General features: G+C 41.3%; 17 protein-coding genes and 2 pseudogenes. All 19 read right to left on the minus strand.

The genetic code is table 11. The features are described from left to right. Positions 1-48: 48 nt before the first annotated feature. The 19 genes and pseudogenes from ilvC to OVN21_RS08920 all read right to left on the minus strand — a co-directional run bounded on the left by ilvC (position 49) and on the right by OVN21_RS08920 (position 17,454). Positions 49-1,071 carry a ketol-acid reductoisomerase gene (gene ilvC / locus OVN21_RS08830; RefSeq protein WP_267248128.1) on the minus strand — a complete coding sequence of 341 codons (1,023 nt, stop codon included), beginning with the start codon at positions 1,069-1,071 and terminating at the stop codon, positions 49-51. A gap of 168 nt (positions 1,072-1,239) precedes the next feature. Then, positions 1,240-1,716, minus strand: a complete 477-nt coding sequence (gene ilvN / locus OVN21_RS08835; RefSeq protein WP_033689401.1) for an acetolactate synthase small subunit — start codon at positions 1,714-1,716, stop codon at positions 1,240-1,242. Further along, positions 1,709-3,409 carry an acetolactate synthase large subunit gene (locus tag OVN21_RS08840; protein ID WP_267248129.1) on the minus strand — a complete coding sequence of 567 codons (1,701 nt, stop codon included), beginning with the start codon at positions 3,407-3,409 and terminating at the stop codon, positions 1,709-1,711. The genes ilvN and OVN21_RS08840 overlap by 8 nt, the downstream gene beginning before the upstream one ends. Before the next feature lie 348 nt (positions 3,410-3,757). Further along, a pseudogene (gene ltrA, locus OVN21_RS08845) lies at positions 3,758-5,011 on the minus strand (group II intron reverse transcriptase/maturase). A 558-nt stretch (positions 5,012-5,569) separates the two neighbouring features. Then, the gene (gene fusA / locus OVN21_RS08850; protein WP_267248130.1) at positions 5,570-7,651 is read right to left on the minus strand and encodes an elongation factor G; all 2,082 of its coding nucleotides are present in this window, start codon (positions 7,649-7,651) and stop codon (positions 5,570-5,572) included. A gap of 528 nt (positions 7,652-8,179) precedes the next feature. Further along, complete coding sequence (rpsG, locus tag OVN21_RS08855) at positions 8,180-8,650, minus strand: 30S ribosomal protein S7 (protein WP_000087873.1); 471 nt, start codon at positions 8,648-8,650, stop codon at positions 8,180-8,182. A gap of 19 nt (positions 8,651-8,669) precedes the next feature. After that, the gene (rpsL, locus tag OVN21_RS08860) at positions 8,670-9,083 is read right to left on the minus strand and encodes a 30S ribosomal protein S12 (protein ID WP_001142332.1); all 414 of its coding nucleotides are present in this window, start codon (positions 9,081-9,083) and stop codon (positions 8,670-8,672) included. Positions 9,084-9,398: 315 nt separating this feature from the next. Beyond that, positions 9,399-9,998: a response regulator transcription factor gene (locus OVN21_RS08865; protein ID WP_267248131.1), complete on the minus strand. Its 600-nt coding sequence runs from the start codon at positions 9,996-9,998 to the stop codon at positions 9,399-9,401. Between the two features lies 1 nt (position 9,999). Beyond that, positions 10,000-11,097, minus strand: coding sequence for a sensor histidine kinase (locus OVN21_RS08870; RefSeq protein ID WP_267248132.1), 1,098 nt, complete (start codon positions 11,095-11,097; stop codon positions 10,000-10,002). Then, entirely contained in the window at positions 11,097-11,834 is a 738-nt protein-coding gene (locus tag OVN21_RS08875; protein WP_267248133.1) for an ABC transporter permease, read from the minus strand. Before OVN21_RS08875 ends, OVN21_RS08870 begins: the two co-directional genes overlap by 1 nt. A gap of 1 nt (position 11,835) precedes the next feature. Further along, on the minus strand, positions 11,836-12,720 hold the full coding sequence (locus OVN21_RS08880) for an ABC transporter ATP-binding protein (protein WP_267248134.1): 885 nt from the start codon (positions 12,718-12,720) through the stop codon (positions 11,836-11,838). Further along, positions 12,707-12,900: pseudogene (locus OVN21_RS08885) on the minus strand (hypothetical protein). The gene OVN21_RS08880 and the pseudogene OVN21_RS08885 overlap by 14 nt, the downstream one beginning before the upstream one ends. Beyond that, on the minus strand, positions 12,897-13,103 hold the full coding sequence (locus OVN21_RS08890) for a hypothetical protein (RefSeq protein ID WP_267248159.1): 207 nt from the start codon (positions 13,101-13,103) through the stop codon (positions 12,897-12,899). Before OVN21_RS08890 ends, OVN21_RS08885 begins: the two are co-directional and overlap by 4 nt. Before the next feature lie 125 nt (positions 13,104-13,228). Further along, complete coding sequence (locus OVN21_RS08895) at positions 13,229-14,896, minus strand: DAK2 domain-containing protein (protein ID WP_267248135.1); 1,668 nt, start codon at positions 14,894-14,896, stop codon at positions 13,229-13,231. Positions 14,897-14,898: 2 nt separating this feature from the next. Beyond that, positions 14,899-15,264, minus strand: a complete 366-nt coding sequence (locus OVN21_RS08900; protein ID WP_000216435.1) for an Asp23/Gls24 family envelope stress response protein — start codon at positions 15,262-15,264, stop codon at positions 14,899-14,901. A 151-nt stretch (positions 15,265-15,415) separates the two neighbouring features. Further along, a complete protein-coding gene (rpmB, locus tag OVN21_RS08905) occupies positions 15,416-15,604 on the minus strand; it encodes a 50S ribosomal protein L28 (RefSeq protein WP_001140948.1) in 189 nt (62 codons plus the stop codon). A gap of 106 nt (positions 15,605-15,710) precedes the next feature. Then, positions 15,711-16,385, minus strand: a complete 675-nt coding sequence (locus tag OVN21_RS08910) for a LiaF transmembrane domain-containing protein (protein ID WP_267248136.1) — start codon at positions 16,383-16,385, stop codon at positions 15,711-15,713. A gap of 5 nt (positions 16,386-16,390) precedes the next feature. Next, on the minus strand, positions 16,391-16,837 hold the full coding sequence (locus tag OVN21_RS08915) for a LytTR family DNA-binding domain-containing protein (RefSeq protein WP_267248137.1): 447 nt from the start codon (positions 16,835-16,837) through the stop codon (positions 16,391-16,393). A 113-nt stretch (positions 16,838-16,950) separates the two neighbouring features. After that, positions 16,951-17,454 (minus strand): phosphatase PAP2 family protein, encoded by a 504-nt coding sequence (locus OVN21_RS08920; RefSeq protein WP_267248138.1) that lies wholly within the window; start codon positions 17,452-17,454, stop codon positions 16,951-16,953. Between the last annotated feature and the right edge of the window lie 40 nt (positions 17,455-17,494).

Consider the following 17,494-nt stretch of genomic DNA (forward strand, 5'->3'; position numbering starts at 1 on the left):
AAAAAGCGAGTTAGTCCCCCAACTCGCCTTCACCTTAATTTCTATCAATTAGTTATAGATTTTGAATGCATCATCGTCGTTTTTACCAACGAATGGCATTGCTTTACGCAATTCAGCACCAACTTTTTCAATTTCAAGGTTAGCTGCTTGTTCACGGTAAGCAGTCAATTTTGGACGTCCAGCTTTATAGTCATTTACAAAATCATTTGCAAATTTACCATTTTGGATGTCCGCCAAGACAGCTTTCATGTTTTCTTTAACTTGCTCAGTAATCACACGTGGACCTGATACATAGTCACCGTATTCAGCAGTGTTTGAAATAGATTGACGCATTTTCTTGAATCCACCTTCATAGATCAAGTCAACGATCAATTTCATTTCATGAAGAACTTCAAAGTAAGCCAATTCTGGGGCGTATCCTGCTTCTGTCAAGACTTCAAAACCTGCTTCGATAAGGGCAGTCAAACCACCACAAAGTACAGCTTGTTCACCAATCAAATCTTCTTCAGTTTCTTCTTTGTAAGTTGTTTCAAGCAAACCAACACGAGCTGCTCCAACGCCTTTACACCAGTCCATAGCAATATTTTTCGCATTTCCTGTTGCATCTTGGTATACTGCGTAAAGAGCTGGTACACCAAATCCTTCTTCATAAGTACGGCGCACCAAGTGTCCTGGTCCTTTAGGAGCACACATGAAGACATCTACATCCGCAGGAACTTTGATAAATTCAAAGTGGATGTTGAAACCATGAGCAAATCCAACTGCGTTTCCAGCTTCCAAGTTTGGAGCGATTTCTGCTTCATAAAGTTCTTGTTGGATTTCGTCTGGTGCCAAGATCATGATAACGTCAGCCAATTTAGTTACTTCTGCCACTGTATAAGTGTCAAAACCATCTTCTTTTGCTTTGTCAAAAGATTTACCTGGACGTACACCGATAATGACATCACGACCTGAATCACGCAAGTTTTGCGCATGCGCATGTCCTTGTGAACCATAACCGATAACGGCGATTTTTTTACCGTCAAGCGCTGCTACTTTAACATCTTTTTCGTATTCCATTTGAACTGCCATAGTTTTTCTCTCTTTTCTATTTTTTATTGCCTTTTAGGCTGGTTTAACAAATTTAAGTTTTTTTATACTCAATGAAAATCAAAGAGCAAACTAGGAAGCTAGCCGCAGGCTGTACTTGAGTACAGCCAGGCAAAGCTGACGTGATTTGAATTTGATTTTCGAAGAGTATTAATCGCGGGTAAATCCAGTTGCACCCGTACGAGCAATATTGCGAATACCGTATGGTCGAATGACTCGCAATAGGGCTTCACTCTTTTCTGCATTTCCTGTCATCTGAATAGTAATCGAGCTTGGCGCTACGTCTACCACCGTTGCACGGAAAGGTTGGATAATGGCCAAGATTTCTGCACGTTTTTCAGCAGGAGCAGATACCTTCACCAAGATAACTTCTCTTTCCAAGTGTGGTTTATCTGTGATATCTCGAATGCGAATCACATCAATCTGACGATTGAGTTGCTTGATGATTTGCTCCACTTCATCATGAGAAGCTACATCAATAATAATGGTAATACGCGATACATTCGGATCTTCTGTTGCTCCAACAGAGATGCTTTCAATATTAACCTGACGACGAGATAGGACACCCGTAAAGCGATTGAGGACTCCTGATCGATTTTGTAGTTTTGCTGTTAACATTCTACGCATGGAACTTCACCCCCAACATCTCATGATTGCTCTTACCAGCTGGTACCATCGGTAAAACCTGTTCCTTACGAGAAATATCCACCTCGATAAACATGGGCACATCCTCCAGAATGACTTCTAGATCCTTCTCTATCGTCTCTGGATTATCAAATTTATAGTTTTTGATGCCGTAAGCCTGTGCCATCAGCTGGAAGTCAGGAAGTGTATCAAAGACTGACTCGGAAGTTCTACCTTCATAGAAGGATTCCTGCCACTGACGAACCATTCCTAGGGAGTGGTTATTCAACATGACTACCTTAATCGGTACCTTGTAAATGTTCAAAATAGCTAGTTCTTGGTTGGTCATTTGGAAGCCACCATCACCGACAAAAAGGATAACCTCTTTTTCTGGATTGGCAATCTTGGCTCCGATAGCTGCAGGAACTCCGAACCCCATGGTACCCAAACCACCTGAAGTGACTAACTGACGCTCATTTTGGTAAGGATAATACTGAGCTGTCCACATTTGGTGTTGACCAACGTCTGTGACAACAATGGCATCTCCATTTGTCAATTCACCGATGCGTTCAATAACAGCCTGAGGTTGAACCACACGTTCTTTCTTATCATAAGAACGAACGCGGTTCTTGTCTTTAGTGACTTTTTCAATCCATTTTTCGGTATTGTTATGAACAGTTGGCTCTGCCAACAACATCTGCAAGGCTTTCTTAGCATCCCCCACCACAGGAATATCTGCACTGATAATCTTACCAATCTCGGCTGGATCAATATCGATATGAGCAACCTTGCCATTCTTAGCAAAGGTCTTAGGATTACCAGTCAGGCGGTCATCGAAACGGCAACCAATACTAATCATAAAGTCCGCTTCGGTCATGGCAATGTTGGCCGCGAAAGATCCGTGCATGCCTCCCATTCCAAGAAAGAGCGGATGACTCGTCGCAATCGTACCTTGCCCTAAAAGACTGGTCACGACTGGAATTTGGTAACGTTCAGCAAACTCATTGAGTTCTGTAGCTGCTTCTGCATAACTAACCCCGCCACCTGCCAATAAAACAGGTTTCTTGGCTTTTGACAATTGCTTCAAGATTTTCTTGATTTGCATGTCATTTGGCTCTAGAGTCGGTTGATAACTTGGCAAATTCACTTCGGGTGAATAGATGAAATCTGTCTCTAAGGCAGATACGTCTTTTGGTAGGTCAATCACGACGGGCCCTGGACGACCTGTCGTTGCGATATGGACAGCTTCCGTAATGATGCGAGGAATATCTGCCGTCTCACGAACTTGGTAATTGTACTTAGTGATTGGCATGGTAATGCCCACGATGTCTGCCTCCTGAAAGGCATCCTTCCCAATCCCTGCACGCGCCACCTGACCTGTAAAGACCAAAAGGGGAACGCTATCACTCATGGCATCTGCAATCCCTGTAATGGCATTTGTAGCTCCCGGTCCACTCGTGACGACAGCAACACCCAACTTTCCAGTTGATTTGGCATATCCTTCAGCTTCGTGCAAACAACCTTGCTCATGGCGTCCTAAAATGTGGCGAATGCCTTTAAAATTATATATCGCATCATACAAAGGCAAGACTGCACCACCAGGATAGCCAAATATGGTATCAATTCCTAAATCACGAAGTGTTTCCAAAACTAGGTCTGACCCCGTCTTAGGAGATTCTAAACTGATTTTCTCCATTGTTCCCCTTTCTCTTCTCTTAAAAATAGCTTGTTACTATCATACCATTTTTTCAAAAATTTTCAAGATAAAAGAAGCAATTTTCTGAATTTTCTATCTAAAAGTGTATTTATGAACTTTTTTATCATTTTTATTAACATATCCTCAAACTAAGGAACTTTTCCTTGCTTTCATTTATTAAATCAGTCTAATTTCTTCGTACATGGGATGGAAGTTGGCAAGATTTTCATTTAATTCCTAAACTCCCATAATATATTCAGCAAATATGCGTGTAATAAAGGTAATCGAGTAGGGAGGACTTTCTCCTCCCTCTCACACCACGGAGCGTGCCGTTCGGCACTCCGCGGTTCAATTCAAATAGTAATCTAAACAACTAATGAGTCCTCGTTTTGCGAGGATTTCTTTTGTTATCTTGCGAAGTCCCGCTGTTTTGGCTGCCGCCTGATAATAGTCTGTAAATCCTACGGATTGTCTAGCCATCCACTCTGGTACACCTAGCTTTCTTAGTCCCCACATCCTGTTCTTGCTAGTTTTCCATTGTTTCCATATAACTATCCTCATACGATTACGAAGATGTTTGTCTATTTTAGTCATATTTTGTTTCATCTTACCTATCCTAAAATAGTTTATCCATCCTCTTATCACCTGATTTAATCTCAGTATCCTCTAGTCCATAGGCACTGACCACGAACGATAGGTTAGTTTCTTGAGCTTTCTCTTGAATCTGTTTATTGAATCTTTATGTGGTCTGGCTTCCCATTTTCCATTCATTTTCACAAAGCCAAATCCTAGGTACTTGAGCCTTGTTGGTTTTGTGACTTTGGATTTAGTAGCATTTACCTTAAGGCTTAGCTTCCTCTCTATCCACGATGTGACCGTATGCATCACTCTATTTGCAGCTGCACTGCTTGCAACGGTTATTATACAGTCATCTGCATATCTAACAAAGTGCAAGCCTCGTGCTTCTAACTCTTTGTATAGTTCATTGAGCATTATCTTACTAAGCAAAGGGGATAAGTTACCTCCTTGCGGAATTCCTATAGTGGTTTCTTCGTATTTCCCTTTTACCATAACTCCTGCTCTTAGATACTTAGTTACAAGAGATATTACATCTGGGTCTTTCACCGTTTTACCTACCAAGTACATAAGCTTGTCCTGTGGTACGTTATCGAAAAATTTTTCTAGGTCAATATCCACTATGTATGTGTATCCATCATTTAGATATTCTAGTAGCTCTACTATTGCTTGTTGTGCTCTTCTACCTGGTCTAAAGCCATAACTATGTTCACTAAATTGTGGCTCAAACATTGGTATTAGAACTTGGGCAATTGCTTGTTCTATGATTCTATCTACTACTGTTGGAAGTCCAAGATTTCGTACTCCACCGTTTGGTTTTGGTATTTCTACTCTGAGTACTGGTTGTGGTTTATATTTCCTTTTCAGGATTTTCGTTTTGATATCTATCCAGTTTTCTTTGAGGTATTTGTTAACATCTTCGACGCTTATACCATCTATGCCTCCGGCACCCTTATTGGCTTTTACCTTTTTGTATGCCATTTTCATATTTTCTCTGGATAATATTTGGTTCATTAGTTGTCCCATAGATTGTCTCACTTTCCTAATTTTCTTTTGTACATATTAGTCCTAGCTCCTGTGAAATGTTCACTCCGTTACGTCTTTGCTACTATGTTTCTTGTCGGACTTATATACTCAGTTTGATTAAGTCACTTTGACTTTTAGAATTGTTCAGCCCTTCGCTCCATTTCCATTACAGAAACTTCCCCACTACTATGGCTTCTGCTGACTTCTCACAGTTCGTTGTTACTAGGTTTTCCCTCTGTGAGACCTCACGGGATAAGTCGTCAGTCTTTCCTCGTCTACCTGCCTAATTTACTTACATAAGTTACGTTTGCCTTTTGGACTTTGTGACCTTATGCCCACTCATCCTTTATGTAAGCCTTGATATTAGGTTTCTGTACGTCAGGCTACGATTTTGCTATTGCTTCTTCTCGCCATCACCTCACGATGATAACCTTGCAAGTTGCTGTGAGGTTCGTCGGCAACTACGCCCTACGTGGACTTTCACCACAGACTGACGGCATGCCCGTCATACATAAAAAAGGAAGCCACCAAGTGACTTCCTTCTATTGCGAAGACAGATTAGTCTTCACCTTTGTTTTTCTTAATGATTTCTTCTTGTACTGACTTAGGTACATCTTCATAGTGGTCAAATACCATCATGAAGGTACCACGCCCTTGAGATGCAGAACGAAGAACTGTTGCGTAACCGAACATTTCAGCAAGTGGAACGTAAGCACGAACGATTTGGCTGTTACCGTGTGCTTCCATACCATCTACACGTCCACGACGAGCAGTTACGTGACCCATAACATCACCAAGGTTTTCTTCTGGAACAGTGATTGTTACAAGCATCATTGGTTCAAGGATTGCTGGTTGTGCTGATTTAGCAGCTTCTTTAAGGGCAAGTGAAGCCGCAATCTTGAAGGCAGTTTCAGATGAGTCGACATCGTGGTATGAACCATCGTAAAGCTTAGCTTTAACGTCAACCATTGGGTAACCTGCAAGAACACCGTTAGCCATAGATTCTACCAAACCTTTTTCAACCGCTGGGATAAATTCACGAGGAACCACACCACCGACGATTGCGTTTTCGAATTCGAATCCTTTACCTTCTTCGTTTGGAGTAAATTCAATCCATACATCACCGAATTGACCTTTACCACCAGACTGACGTTTGAAGAATCCACGTGCTTGAGTAGAAGCGCGGAATGTTTCACGGTAAGATACTTGAGGAGCACCTACGTTTGCTTCAACTTTGAACTCACGACGCATACGGTCAACAAGGACATCAAGGTGAAGCTCACCCATACCAGAGATAACTGTTTCACCAGTTTCAACGTTTGTTTCAACGCGGAATGTTGGATCTTCTTCAGCCAATTTTTGAAGGGCGATACCCATCTTATCTTGGTCTGCTTTAGATTTTGGCTCAACCATCAATTGGATAACTGGTTCTGGAACGTTGATTGATTCAAGGATGATTTTAGCTTTTTCATCAGTCAAAGAGTCACCAGTTGTAGTATCTTTCAAACCAACGGCAGCAGCGATATCACCTGAGTAAACAGTGTCAATTTCTTGACGGCTGTTGGCGTGCATTTGAAGGATACGTCCGATACGCTCACGTTTACCTTTAGAAGTGTTCAATACGTATGAACCTGATTGAAGAACACCTGAGTAAACACGGAAGAATGTCAAACGACCTACGAATGGGTCAGTCATGATCTTGAAGGCAAGAGCTGCAAATGGCTCTTCATCAGATGCTGGACGAGTTTCTTCTTCTTCTGTATCTGGGTTGATACCTTTGATCGCTGGGATATCAAGTGGGCTTGGAAGGTAGTCGATAACCGCATCAAGCATCAATTGAACACCTTTGTTCTTGAAGGCTGAACCACACAATACTGGGAAGAATTCAACATTGATAGTCGCTTTACGGATACCAGCTTTCAATTCTTCGTTAGTGATTTCTTCACCTTCGAGGTATTTCATCATCAATTCTTCATCAGTTTCAGCAACTGCTTCGATCAATTTTTCACGATATTCTTGAGCTTGGTCAAGGTATTCAGCTGGAATGTCTTCTTCAAGGATATCTGTACCAAGGTCGTTTGTATAGATTTCAGCTTTCATCTTGATCAAGTCGATGATACCACGAAAATCATCTTCAGCACCGATTGGTAATTGGATTGGGTGTGCGTTTGCTTGAAGACGGTCATGAAGTGTGCTTACTGAGTAAAGGAAGTCAGCACCGATTTTGTCCATTTTGTTAGCAAATACGATACGTGGAACTCCATACTCAGTTGCTTGACGCCAAACTGTTTCAGTTTGAGGCTCAACACCTGATTGTGAGTCAAGAACGGTAACCGCACCGTCCAATACACGAAGAGAACGTTGTACTTCGATTGTGAAGTCCACGTGCCCGGGTGTGTCGATGATGTTTACGCGGTGGTTGTTCCATTGAGCTGTTGTCGCAGCAGATGTGATAGTGATACCACGTTCTTGCTCTTGCTCCATCCAGTCCATTTGTGACGCACCTTCGTGAGTTTCACCGATTTTGTGGATTTTACCAGTGTAGTAAAGAATACGCTCAGTAGTTGTTGTTTTACCGGCATCGACGTGAGCCATGATACCGATATTACGAGTTTTTTCAAGTGAAAATTCGCGTGCCATGAGGTTTGTTTCTCCTATATTTTTTATTTCTATTCTATTATAACACGATTTCAATAAAAACGGATAGGCAGGACCCACCCGTTCTCAATGTTTTCATGTTATTGTTGGTTTCAACTTGTAGATAAGTTGAGTTGTAGCTAAGACTAATCGATTTAGCTAATTTGAACCCGAGCGAGGCTCTGCGCAAAAAAGATAAACTACTTTGTGTTCACGGAACACTGCATCAGTTTCCTATTTTTGCTTTGCGCCTTTAGCGCTCTTGGTATCATAATTGAACCCGGGCTAAAGTTAATTAGCCGATTTGAGCCGGAACGGGATGCTGTGTGAAAAAGATAAACTTCCTTGTATTCGTCGAATACTGCGTCAGTTTCCTATTTTCACCTTGCATCCTTACCGTTCCTAGCATCATAATCTAGTTGAGCTCAAGCTAAAAGTCTGGAGAAAAAGATGAATCTCATTGGTTGCAATCGCAACCTGCTTCGATTCCCTATTTTCTCTGGGACTTTCTTAACGCTTTCGCATCCCATATTACCAACGGAAGTGTGCGAATGCACGGTTAGCTTCAGCCATACGGTGAGTGTCTTCACGTTTCTTAACTGCTGCACCAGTGTTGTTCGCAGCATCCAAGATTTCTTTTGCAAGACGGTCTTGCATTGTGTGTTCACCACGAAGACGAGCGATTGTTACCAACCAACGAAGTCCAAGTGTTGTACGACGTTCTGGACGAACTTCAACTGGGACTTGGTAGTTAGAACCTCCAACACGACGTGCACGTACTTCAAGTACAGGCATGATGTTTTCCATAGCTGTTTCAAATACTTCAAGCGCATCATTGCCAGTAGCTTCTTTGATTTGCTCAAAAGCACCGTAAACGATTGAAGCAGCTGTACCACGTTTACCGTCAAGCATAACGCGGTTGATAAGACGAGTAACTAATTGTGAATTGTAAAGCGGATCTGGCAATACGTCACGTTTTGGAGCTCTATTTTTACGACTCATTTCTCTTTATCCCCTTTCCTTATGCTTTTGGACGTTTAGTACCGTATTTAGAACGGCCTTGTTTACGATCGTTAACACCTGCAGTATCAAGTGCACCACGGACGATATGGTAACGTACCCCTGGAAGGTCTTTTACACGTCCACCACGAAGAAGAACCACGCTGTGCTCTTGCAAGTTGTGTCCGATACCTGGGATGTAGGCAGTAACTTCGATAAGGTTGCTCAAACGTACACGAGCGAATTTACGAAGGGCTGAGTTAGGTTTTTTAGGTGTCATTGTTCCAACACGAGTTGCAACACCACGTTTTTGTGGTGAAGAAACGTTTGTTTGAACTTTTTTATGACTGTTGTAACCAACGTTCAAAGCTGGTGATTTAGATTTTTCTACTTTTGATTTACGCGGTTTGCGAACCAATTGGTTAATTGTAGGCATCTACATTCTCCTGTGTTTTTTTATTTTTGGTGATGATACACTTGGTGACAGCTATCATCTGTGTGTACTTTTGCAACATTTGTCAGCACGTCCCTGTACACTCTTGAGAGACCAAAAGTAAAAAGTACCGTCTGTTATTGTAACAAATTTTCCCCTTGCTTGTCAAGATGTTTTTCTTTTTATTGTTAATTTTAGCTCTTCGGTACTACCTTAGACGAAACAAAAAGGAGGAAACCAAGCCCTCCTCTAGTTACAAAATTGTTTGATTGAATAATTTCAATTTTAGCACATAATGATTTTCGAGATATGATAGTATCACAACCAACCAGATTCTTTCGCTATATTAGCTGCCTCTGTTCGATTAGCAGCATCTAGTTTCGAAAGAATATTGGTGACATAGTTTCGGACGGTTCCGTTTGATAAATAAAGTTGATCTGCAATTTCTTGGTTAGAGAAACCCTGAGCGACTCCCTTTAAAACGGCGATTTCTTGCTCCGTTAATGGATTGGGATGCGTCATCACCACTTCCATCAATTCAGGCGAATACTCCTTGCCTCCTTCGAGGACAGTGTGCAAGGTTTTCATGAGGTCTGCAATCCTTCTTTCTTTCAAGACATAAGCATCTACTCCAGCCTTAACCGCACGTTCAAAATACCCAGGACGCTTGAAGGTCGTCACCACAACCACCTTTGTTTCTAGCTTTTCTGCTCGAATCCATTCCAAGACTTCGAGGCCAGTCTTAACAGGCATCTCTACATCAAGAATAGCGATATCTACGGATTCTTTTTCTAAGAGTTGGATTGCTTCTTGTCCATTCTTGGCTTGTAAGACATACTCTACATCTGCTTGAAAGGCGAGCAACTGGCACATGGCATCTCGCAACATACTTTGATCTTCTGCAACAAGTAGTTTCATCTTAGTTTCTCTCCTTATAAGGTAGTCGAACTTGCACTTCCGTTGGCTGTTTCTGACTGATTACTCTTACTTCTCCTGAAAATGGAAGGACACGATCTCGGACTGTATGGAGCTCATCCCCCTTTATAGAAGCGAAACCACAGCCATCATCACTTACTGTTAGAATAAGTTCCTTCTCTGTACGTTCTAATTTTAAGTAAGCTTTAGACGCTTGGGCATGTTTGATGATATTGGTCACTAACTCAAGCAAAATCATAGAAGCCGTTGACTCTAATTCCTGAGTAAGACTAGCAGTATCAAGTTGATTATCTGTCTCTACCTCAATTCCAGCAATTTCTAACATCTTTTTCACAGTCCCTAGTTCGGATGTCAAAGTTCTAGACTTAAGATTTTCCACAATGGTTCGCACTTCACGCATTGATTCTTTGCTAATTTGCTGTATTTCTCTTAATTCCCTTTCCACCTGTGGATAAGCCTGCATCTGTAATAACTGCAAGGCTAGATCAGTTTTAACACTCAGCATAGCAAAGGTATGTCCCAGACTATCATGCAAATCCTGACCGATACGATTGCGCTCATTTTCTGCTAGCAATAGATTTATCTGGGTATTTTGCTTAGTCTGATTTTCTTTCAAATCCTCCACAATTCGAATCCGAACCAAACCAAAAGTCATCAAATCGACAAAAGTAAGAATAACAAGCAGATAGACTAGAAACTCAACTTCGATTCTCTGAAAAATCAAAAGTCGCCCCACAACAAGGACTTGAGCAAGGAGAAATGTCCAGACATGTAAAGACTTTAAACTACGTACGCCAAAATGATAAATTAAGAGATTGGAAAGGAAAAAGAAAAACCAGATATAATTCACAGCAACAAAGGCGGTATTCCCAGCTACATAGACCAGCATGATCCCCCAGAAAAGCCAAGATAGGCGCTGGTTCTTAGTTATTAAAACGCCCAAATACGTCACTACAAATAGAATATCAACCAATAAATGCCAAGCAGGAAGCTCCCCAACCACTACAGGTAAGATGGGGAAAACCATAAAAATCAAACTGACCCAAAACATATAGTGTATGCTTTTCAGTCTTTCAAGCATTAAGCATTCTCCTTATGACCTTGAAGGTAAATGGTCAAACCAAACAAAACTGCTGAAAAAACAAGTAGATAAACTGTGGCTGGTAGATTGATGCCACTCTCATTTAAGAATGTCTTGATCAATTCCATCAACTGATAGCTTGGTAGACGCTTCCCGATTGCTTGCATCCAGTCTGGAAATAAAGAGATAGGCATCCAGAGTCCGCCTAAAACAGCCAAGCCTAGATAGAGAAGATTGCCCACGACAGACATCAACTGACTAGTTGGTAAGAGAGTTAAGGTCAAACCAAGCGCTACGAAGGCAATACTTCCTACTATCAGCAAAAGTGCAGCCCCAATCCAGTTTCCAATAGACATATCCACACCTCTTACAAAATGCCCAACTGAGAAAACAACCAGAATTGAGACCAAATAATCAACCATCATACTTGTTATCTTTGATAGATAATATTCTACCATATTTACAGGACTATGACGTAATGTTTTCTGCCAGTTGTTTATCTTATCGGTATGTAAAACAACTGGGAATGAGAAGATAGCTGTCGACATCATGGAAAAGGCAGTCATGGAGATAAGATAATCACGCATAAAATTCGCGGGTCCACCTGGTGTGTCCTGATACATGCCAGAAAAGAATAGATAGAAGGCTGTCGGCATCCCTACGGATAATAAATAATAGACTGATTGTCGTTTGGTCAATAAAAATTCTATCTTGTTTAGTGCGATCCATCGTTTCATCTTAGTCATCTCCCTTCTGCGTTTCTTCAAAGATTGTATCTAGCAAACTACGGTTATTAACTTCGATTTCTTGTATGCTACATCCTGCTTGAGTCAATAGTTCCCAGAAAGCATCTGCTTCTCGAGTGACTACTTGCAGGGCATCTTGTTTTAGGACCCAGTTTTCAACCACGTTTGACTTCTCTACGACTTCCTTGTAAGCTATAGGAAGGATAAAGTGCTTTTCTATTTCTTCGCTACGCATAGCTAGAGGTGTCGTATCTCGAATCAACTCTCCCTTATTTAAGAGCAAAATGCGGTCTGCGGTGTGTTCCACTTCCTCAATATAATGGGACGAATAAAGAATGGTGACTCCTTGCGCTTTTAACTCCTGAATAATCTCCCAAAAACGTTGACGAGTTGAGGTATCCATGGCCGAAGTAGGTTCATCTAAAAAGACTAACTTTGGTCGCCCAATTAGAGTTAAGACAAAAGAGAAAAGACGCTTTTGACCGCCTGATAATTTTTCTGCCAACTGTTCTTTTTGTTGCTTGCCAAACTGCAATAGTTGATCAATTTCCTGGTCGCTCAAAGGATTTGGATAAATACTTTGAAAGAAAGCAATTAACTCTTTAACTTTTAATTTCTGTACAATCACATTTTCTTGAGGGAGGTAAGCCCTAGTGTAGTCTAACTTAGAACTCTTCACTGCTAAACCTTGAATAGATACTTGACCGCTGGTGACCAGTTTATCTCCTAGCAAACAGTCCAAAAGTGTCGTCTTCCCAGCACCATTAGGGCCAACCAAGGCTACACATTCACCATCGTTGATTTCAAAGGAGATGTTCTGCAAGATCTCCTTGTCTTTTATTTTCTTACTCAATTTCTCAACTTTAATCACAGTCATGAGCTTCTCCTTTCAACCACTCCATTCCTATAGAGAAAATAACGAAAATCATAAATCCACCCCCCAAGCACCACGAACGAATTGGCGAAGCTAGGTTTTGCCAAACCAACCAGTAAACATTTCCACTAACCATACTAAGAGTGACAAGCCGATAAAGAAATAGATGATTGCCTTTTTCATTCCTCAAACTCCTTTTTCACATCTCTGACCAATTTCAAACCTTCTCTGACAAGCCAAGACATCATTCCAAAGCCAGCAAAGAGCTCCCAAGGAAAACGATAAAAACCCTCGTCCAATCCTGAAAACATGAGATAGGTCATCACTCCTGCTGCTACTAAGCTTACTGCAACAATTTTTTTATTTTTCGTCTCCTCTTCCTCCATTTCATACTTCAATTATAGTCCTTTGAAGTTAGCGGAGCTAGATGCTTCTGTCACTAAGAAATATGACAAATGTCATTAAAAAAAGAAAGTGGCAAAATCAACTTTCTTTTTAATCTATTTAATTTTTATTCCACACTGAAAAGATATGGATATACAGGTTGTTGTCCTTGGTGAATCTCTACTTCAACATCTTCAAATTCTTCTGCGATTTCTTGAACAATTTCATTGGCAAGTTCTTCGCTTCCATCTTCACCGACATAGAAAGTTACGATTTCACTATCTTCATCCAACATATGTTTCAAGGTTTCGGTCAAGGTTTGGTGCATGTCAGGGTTTGACACAAGAATTTTCCCATCGACCATACCAAGATTGTCATTTTCATGGATTTCTAAGCCATCAATTGTTGTATCACGCACAGCTGTTGTGACGCTTCCGCTAACGACATCGCTAAGAGCAGCTGTCATTCGCTCTTGGTTTTCTTCGATGGACTTGCTTGGATCAAAGGCAAGAAGACTAGTCAATCCTTGAGGAATTGTACGTGCTTCTACTACAACAGCTGGTTGTTCAAGCACTTCAGCCGCAGACTGAGCTGCCATAAAGATATTTTTGTTGTTTGGCAAGAAGATAATGTTGCGAGCATTGACCTGTTCAACAGCCTTGATAAAGTCTTCTGTTGAAGGGTTCATGGTTTGACCACCTTCGATAACATAATCCACACCTTGAGAACGGAAGATATCTGCTAGACCTTTACCAGCCACCACAGCAATCAAAGCATACTCTTTTTCTTCAGTAGGCTTGTTCCCTTGAGTCGCTTCTTTTTCAACTTGCGCCTCGTGTTGGTTACGCATGTTGTCCACTTTTACCTTGATCAAGCTACCATATTTGAGACCTTCTTGCATGACAAGACCTGGGTCTTCTGTATGGACGTGAACTTTGACGATCTCATCATCATTGACAACAAGTAGAGAGTCACCGAGTTCATTCAAGTAGTTGCGGAATTCATCGTAGTCAAAGTCCTTAGAATAAGTTGGACCTTGTTTGAGGGCTACCATGATCTCCGTACAGTAACCAAAAGTAATATCCTCAGTCGCTACATGCCCTGCTACAGACTTGTGGTGCTCTGCATTGATCATTTCACTCATGTTGGCTGGAGTCACTACAAAGTCCTCAGATGCAATATATTCACCAGTAAGGGCTGAAAGGAAACCTTCGTAGATGAAGACCAATCCTTGACCACCTGAGTCCACAACGCCAACTTCCTTCAAGACTGGAAGCATGTCTGGCGTTTTAGCTAGAGCTGTTTTAGCACCTTCCAAGGCTGCGCGCATGACTTCAACAGCGTCAGCTGTTTGCTCAGCTTTTTTCTTAGCACCGATAGCAGCCCCACGAGAAACTGTCAAAATCGTTCCTTCAACTGGTTTCATGACTGCCTTATAAGCAACTTCCACACCTGATTGGAAGGCAAGAGCCAAATCTTGACCTGTTAATTCATCCTTTTCCTTAATAGCTTGGGAGAAGCCACGGAAGAGCTGAGAAGTGATAACCCCTGAGTTTCCACGCGCACCCATCAAGAGCCCTTTGGCAAGGATGCTCGCTACTTCTCCAACTGTAGAAGCAGGCTTGTCTGCTACTTCTTTCGCACCATTTTCAATGGTCATTCCCATATTTGTCCCAGTATCTCCATCTGGAACTGGAAAGACGTTCAATGAATTGACATATTCTGCTTGCTTATTCAAACGAGTTGATGCAGCCTGCACCATCTCTTGGAATAAACTGGTAGTAATTTTTGACACGATTATTCTCCTACAACTTTGATATTTTGAATGTAGACATTCACAGTCTGAGCCGTAATTCCTAGTTGATTTTCTAGACTAAAACGAACACGCTCTTGAATGTTTTTTGACACTTCGCTTATCTTTATTCCGTAGCTCAATACGGTATAAACATCAACTGCAATACTACCATCTTCGGCTGCCTTCACGACAACACCCTTAGAATAATTTTCCTTACCAAGGAGGGCTTGGAAATTGTCTTTGAGGGCATTTTTACTAGCCATACCGACCACTCCAAAAATCTCAGTTGCAGCACCACCTACTACGGTTGCAATCACTTCATCTGTCAGTTCGATTTGACCATCTTTTGTATTAATTTTTACAGTCATTTTTTTACCTCAACTAGTTGATACTCTATTTTATCATATTTCATCCCAAGTGTAAAAGCAGAATGCTGTATCGGCGGATATTTACTCTATTTTTCAAATGATTTTATCCATAGAGCAAAAGAAAAAGACCTAAGTGGTCTTTTCATCTTTATTAAACGCGTTCAACTTTACCTGATTTCAAAGCACGAGCTGAAGCCCAAACTTTTTTAGGTTTACCATCGATAAGAACAGTAACTTTTTGAAGGTTTGGTTTTACGGCACGTTTTGTTTGGTTCATCGCGTGTGAACGGTTGTTTCCTGATACAGTCTTACGACCTGTAAAGTAACATACTTTAGCCATTGTGTTTTCCTCCTATTAGATCTAATATAGCGGATGTGCTAGCACCACATACCGTACTATGTTATCACACTTTCTCTATTTTGGCAAGGAAATTAGGAGACTTTTTTTATTTAACGTAAACAACTCCAAGTTTACCAAAAGCAACTTCCCCACGAATAATCAAAGTTTTGCTGGTTGGGGCTACAGGAGCATCTGCCTTAGCTACTCCACAAGAAGTCTCCACCTTAAGATCTACCCGCCAGTGTTGAGGCACATAGATAACTGCACTCCCTAAACTGACTTCTACTTTCAAGGTTGCACTATCGCCTAATATCTCTGCATTGTCATAATAAATCTTGGCATTCCCACAGCTAACTTCAAACTGGTCTTCTACCAAGTCTTGATCCTGTTTGTAAAAAGTTCCACTACCAAAGGAAACTTCCTTTTCTGTTAGAATGGTCTTTTCAGTGTCATACCACCATTTTTTCCCGTTCCATGTTTTGTTCGAATTAGTCAACATACCAACTCCGAGAACGATTAGCACTCCCGCCCAGAACAGTGATTGATTGGGAATCGGTAAAATGCCATAAAAATGATTGGCCATAATGATGGCTATGAAAGCTGTAAAAACTGCTGATGTCAAACGACGGCGAAGCAAAGCATCAACTGATTGATAAGCAAAAAATCCAATACCGATAAAAGGCCATATCTTATCATCCAAAGAAGGAATGCCAAAATTCCCTTGCAGCAAGATCCAGGCTGCTAAAACCAATAAAACAATACCAAATGCTTTCTTTTTCATGTCTTTCACCTCATGTTTCTTAAATTTTCTTTTAGGAGGGACTGGTAATGTCGTGACACATGAACCTCCTTGTGCGTCTGATAAAAGGAAATGGTGCCCGTTCCTGAAAAGGACTTGTCCACCGAGTATATCTGACGGATGTTTGCGATCGTTGACTTGGACACTCGACTAAAATAGCGAGGCAAGATGGACTCCGACTCATAGAGTTTGAGGCGAACCTCATAGGCTTCCTTCTGGGTATGAGCGTAAATCTTGCTCCCTTCTGTTTCAAAGAAGAGAATTTCTGACAGGTCTAGATAATATTCACCTGTCCCCTTGTAAAAAGTCAACCTCGGAGCCTTTGACTCTTGCAAGAGCCGTTGCAAGTCTGCAATTTCATCTGTCAAAGTGGGGGTCTTGATGACAATTTCAGTCTCCTCTAAATTGCCGTCAATCTCAATTCGTAACTTCATCACATCTCCTTTCTGACTCTACTATATCAAAGCTAAGTTAGGAATACAAGGGAAAAAAAGCAAGTGGTCATTTTGAAGCAGTAAGTGGTTGTAGGACCAGCTTAACTTACATGTCAGAATAGGAAGAAAAGGAATCCCCACAAAAGACCGCAAATATAGCCAACCAAGACGTCCTTTGGATAATGCACACCACCTAAAACCCTCACCAATCCCAGTAAAGCTGAAAAGAGCAAACATGCTAAGCCAACAGGTAGACTAGCATGTAAGCAAGCCATGGAGATAATGGTTGCCGAAAAGACATGGCGACTGGGCATAGACTGTCCTGAACTATCCTTGTCAAGCAGGGGACAGATGTCCCAAGTTTCATAAGGTCGCGGGTGGTTGATTTTCTTACGAAAAAGTGATAACATCACAAAGCCTGTGGCAGGGATAAGCAAATAAACCCCAACTTGCTGACCCAATCCTAGTTTCAGATAAGTAGTGACTAACAAGGTCAGATAGACCAGGGGCATGGCGACTGTCATCAAGCGATTAAAACTGCGTAACAGAAATAAAAGGGTGAGATAACTAGTGAGTCTGGAGCTGATATTTCGATACCATTCTTGATAATTTTTCATTTATACTTCTCATTCATTACCTTGTTTTCGTCTACTGGTG

This window comes from Streptococcus sp. Marseille-Q5986, from assembly GCF_946902915.1.
Lineage (GTDB): Bacteria > Bacillota > Bacilli > Lactobacillales > Streptococcaceae > Streptococcus.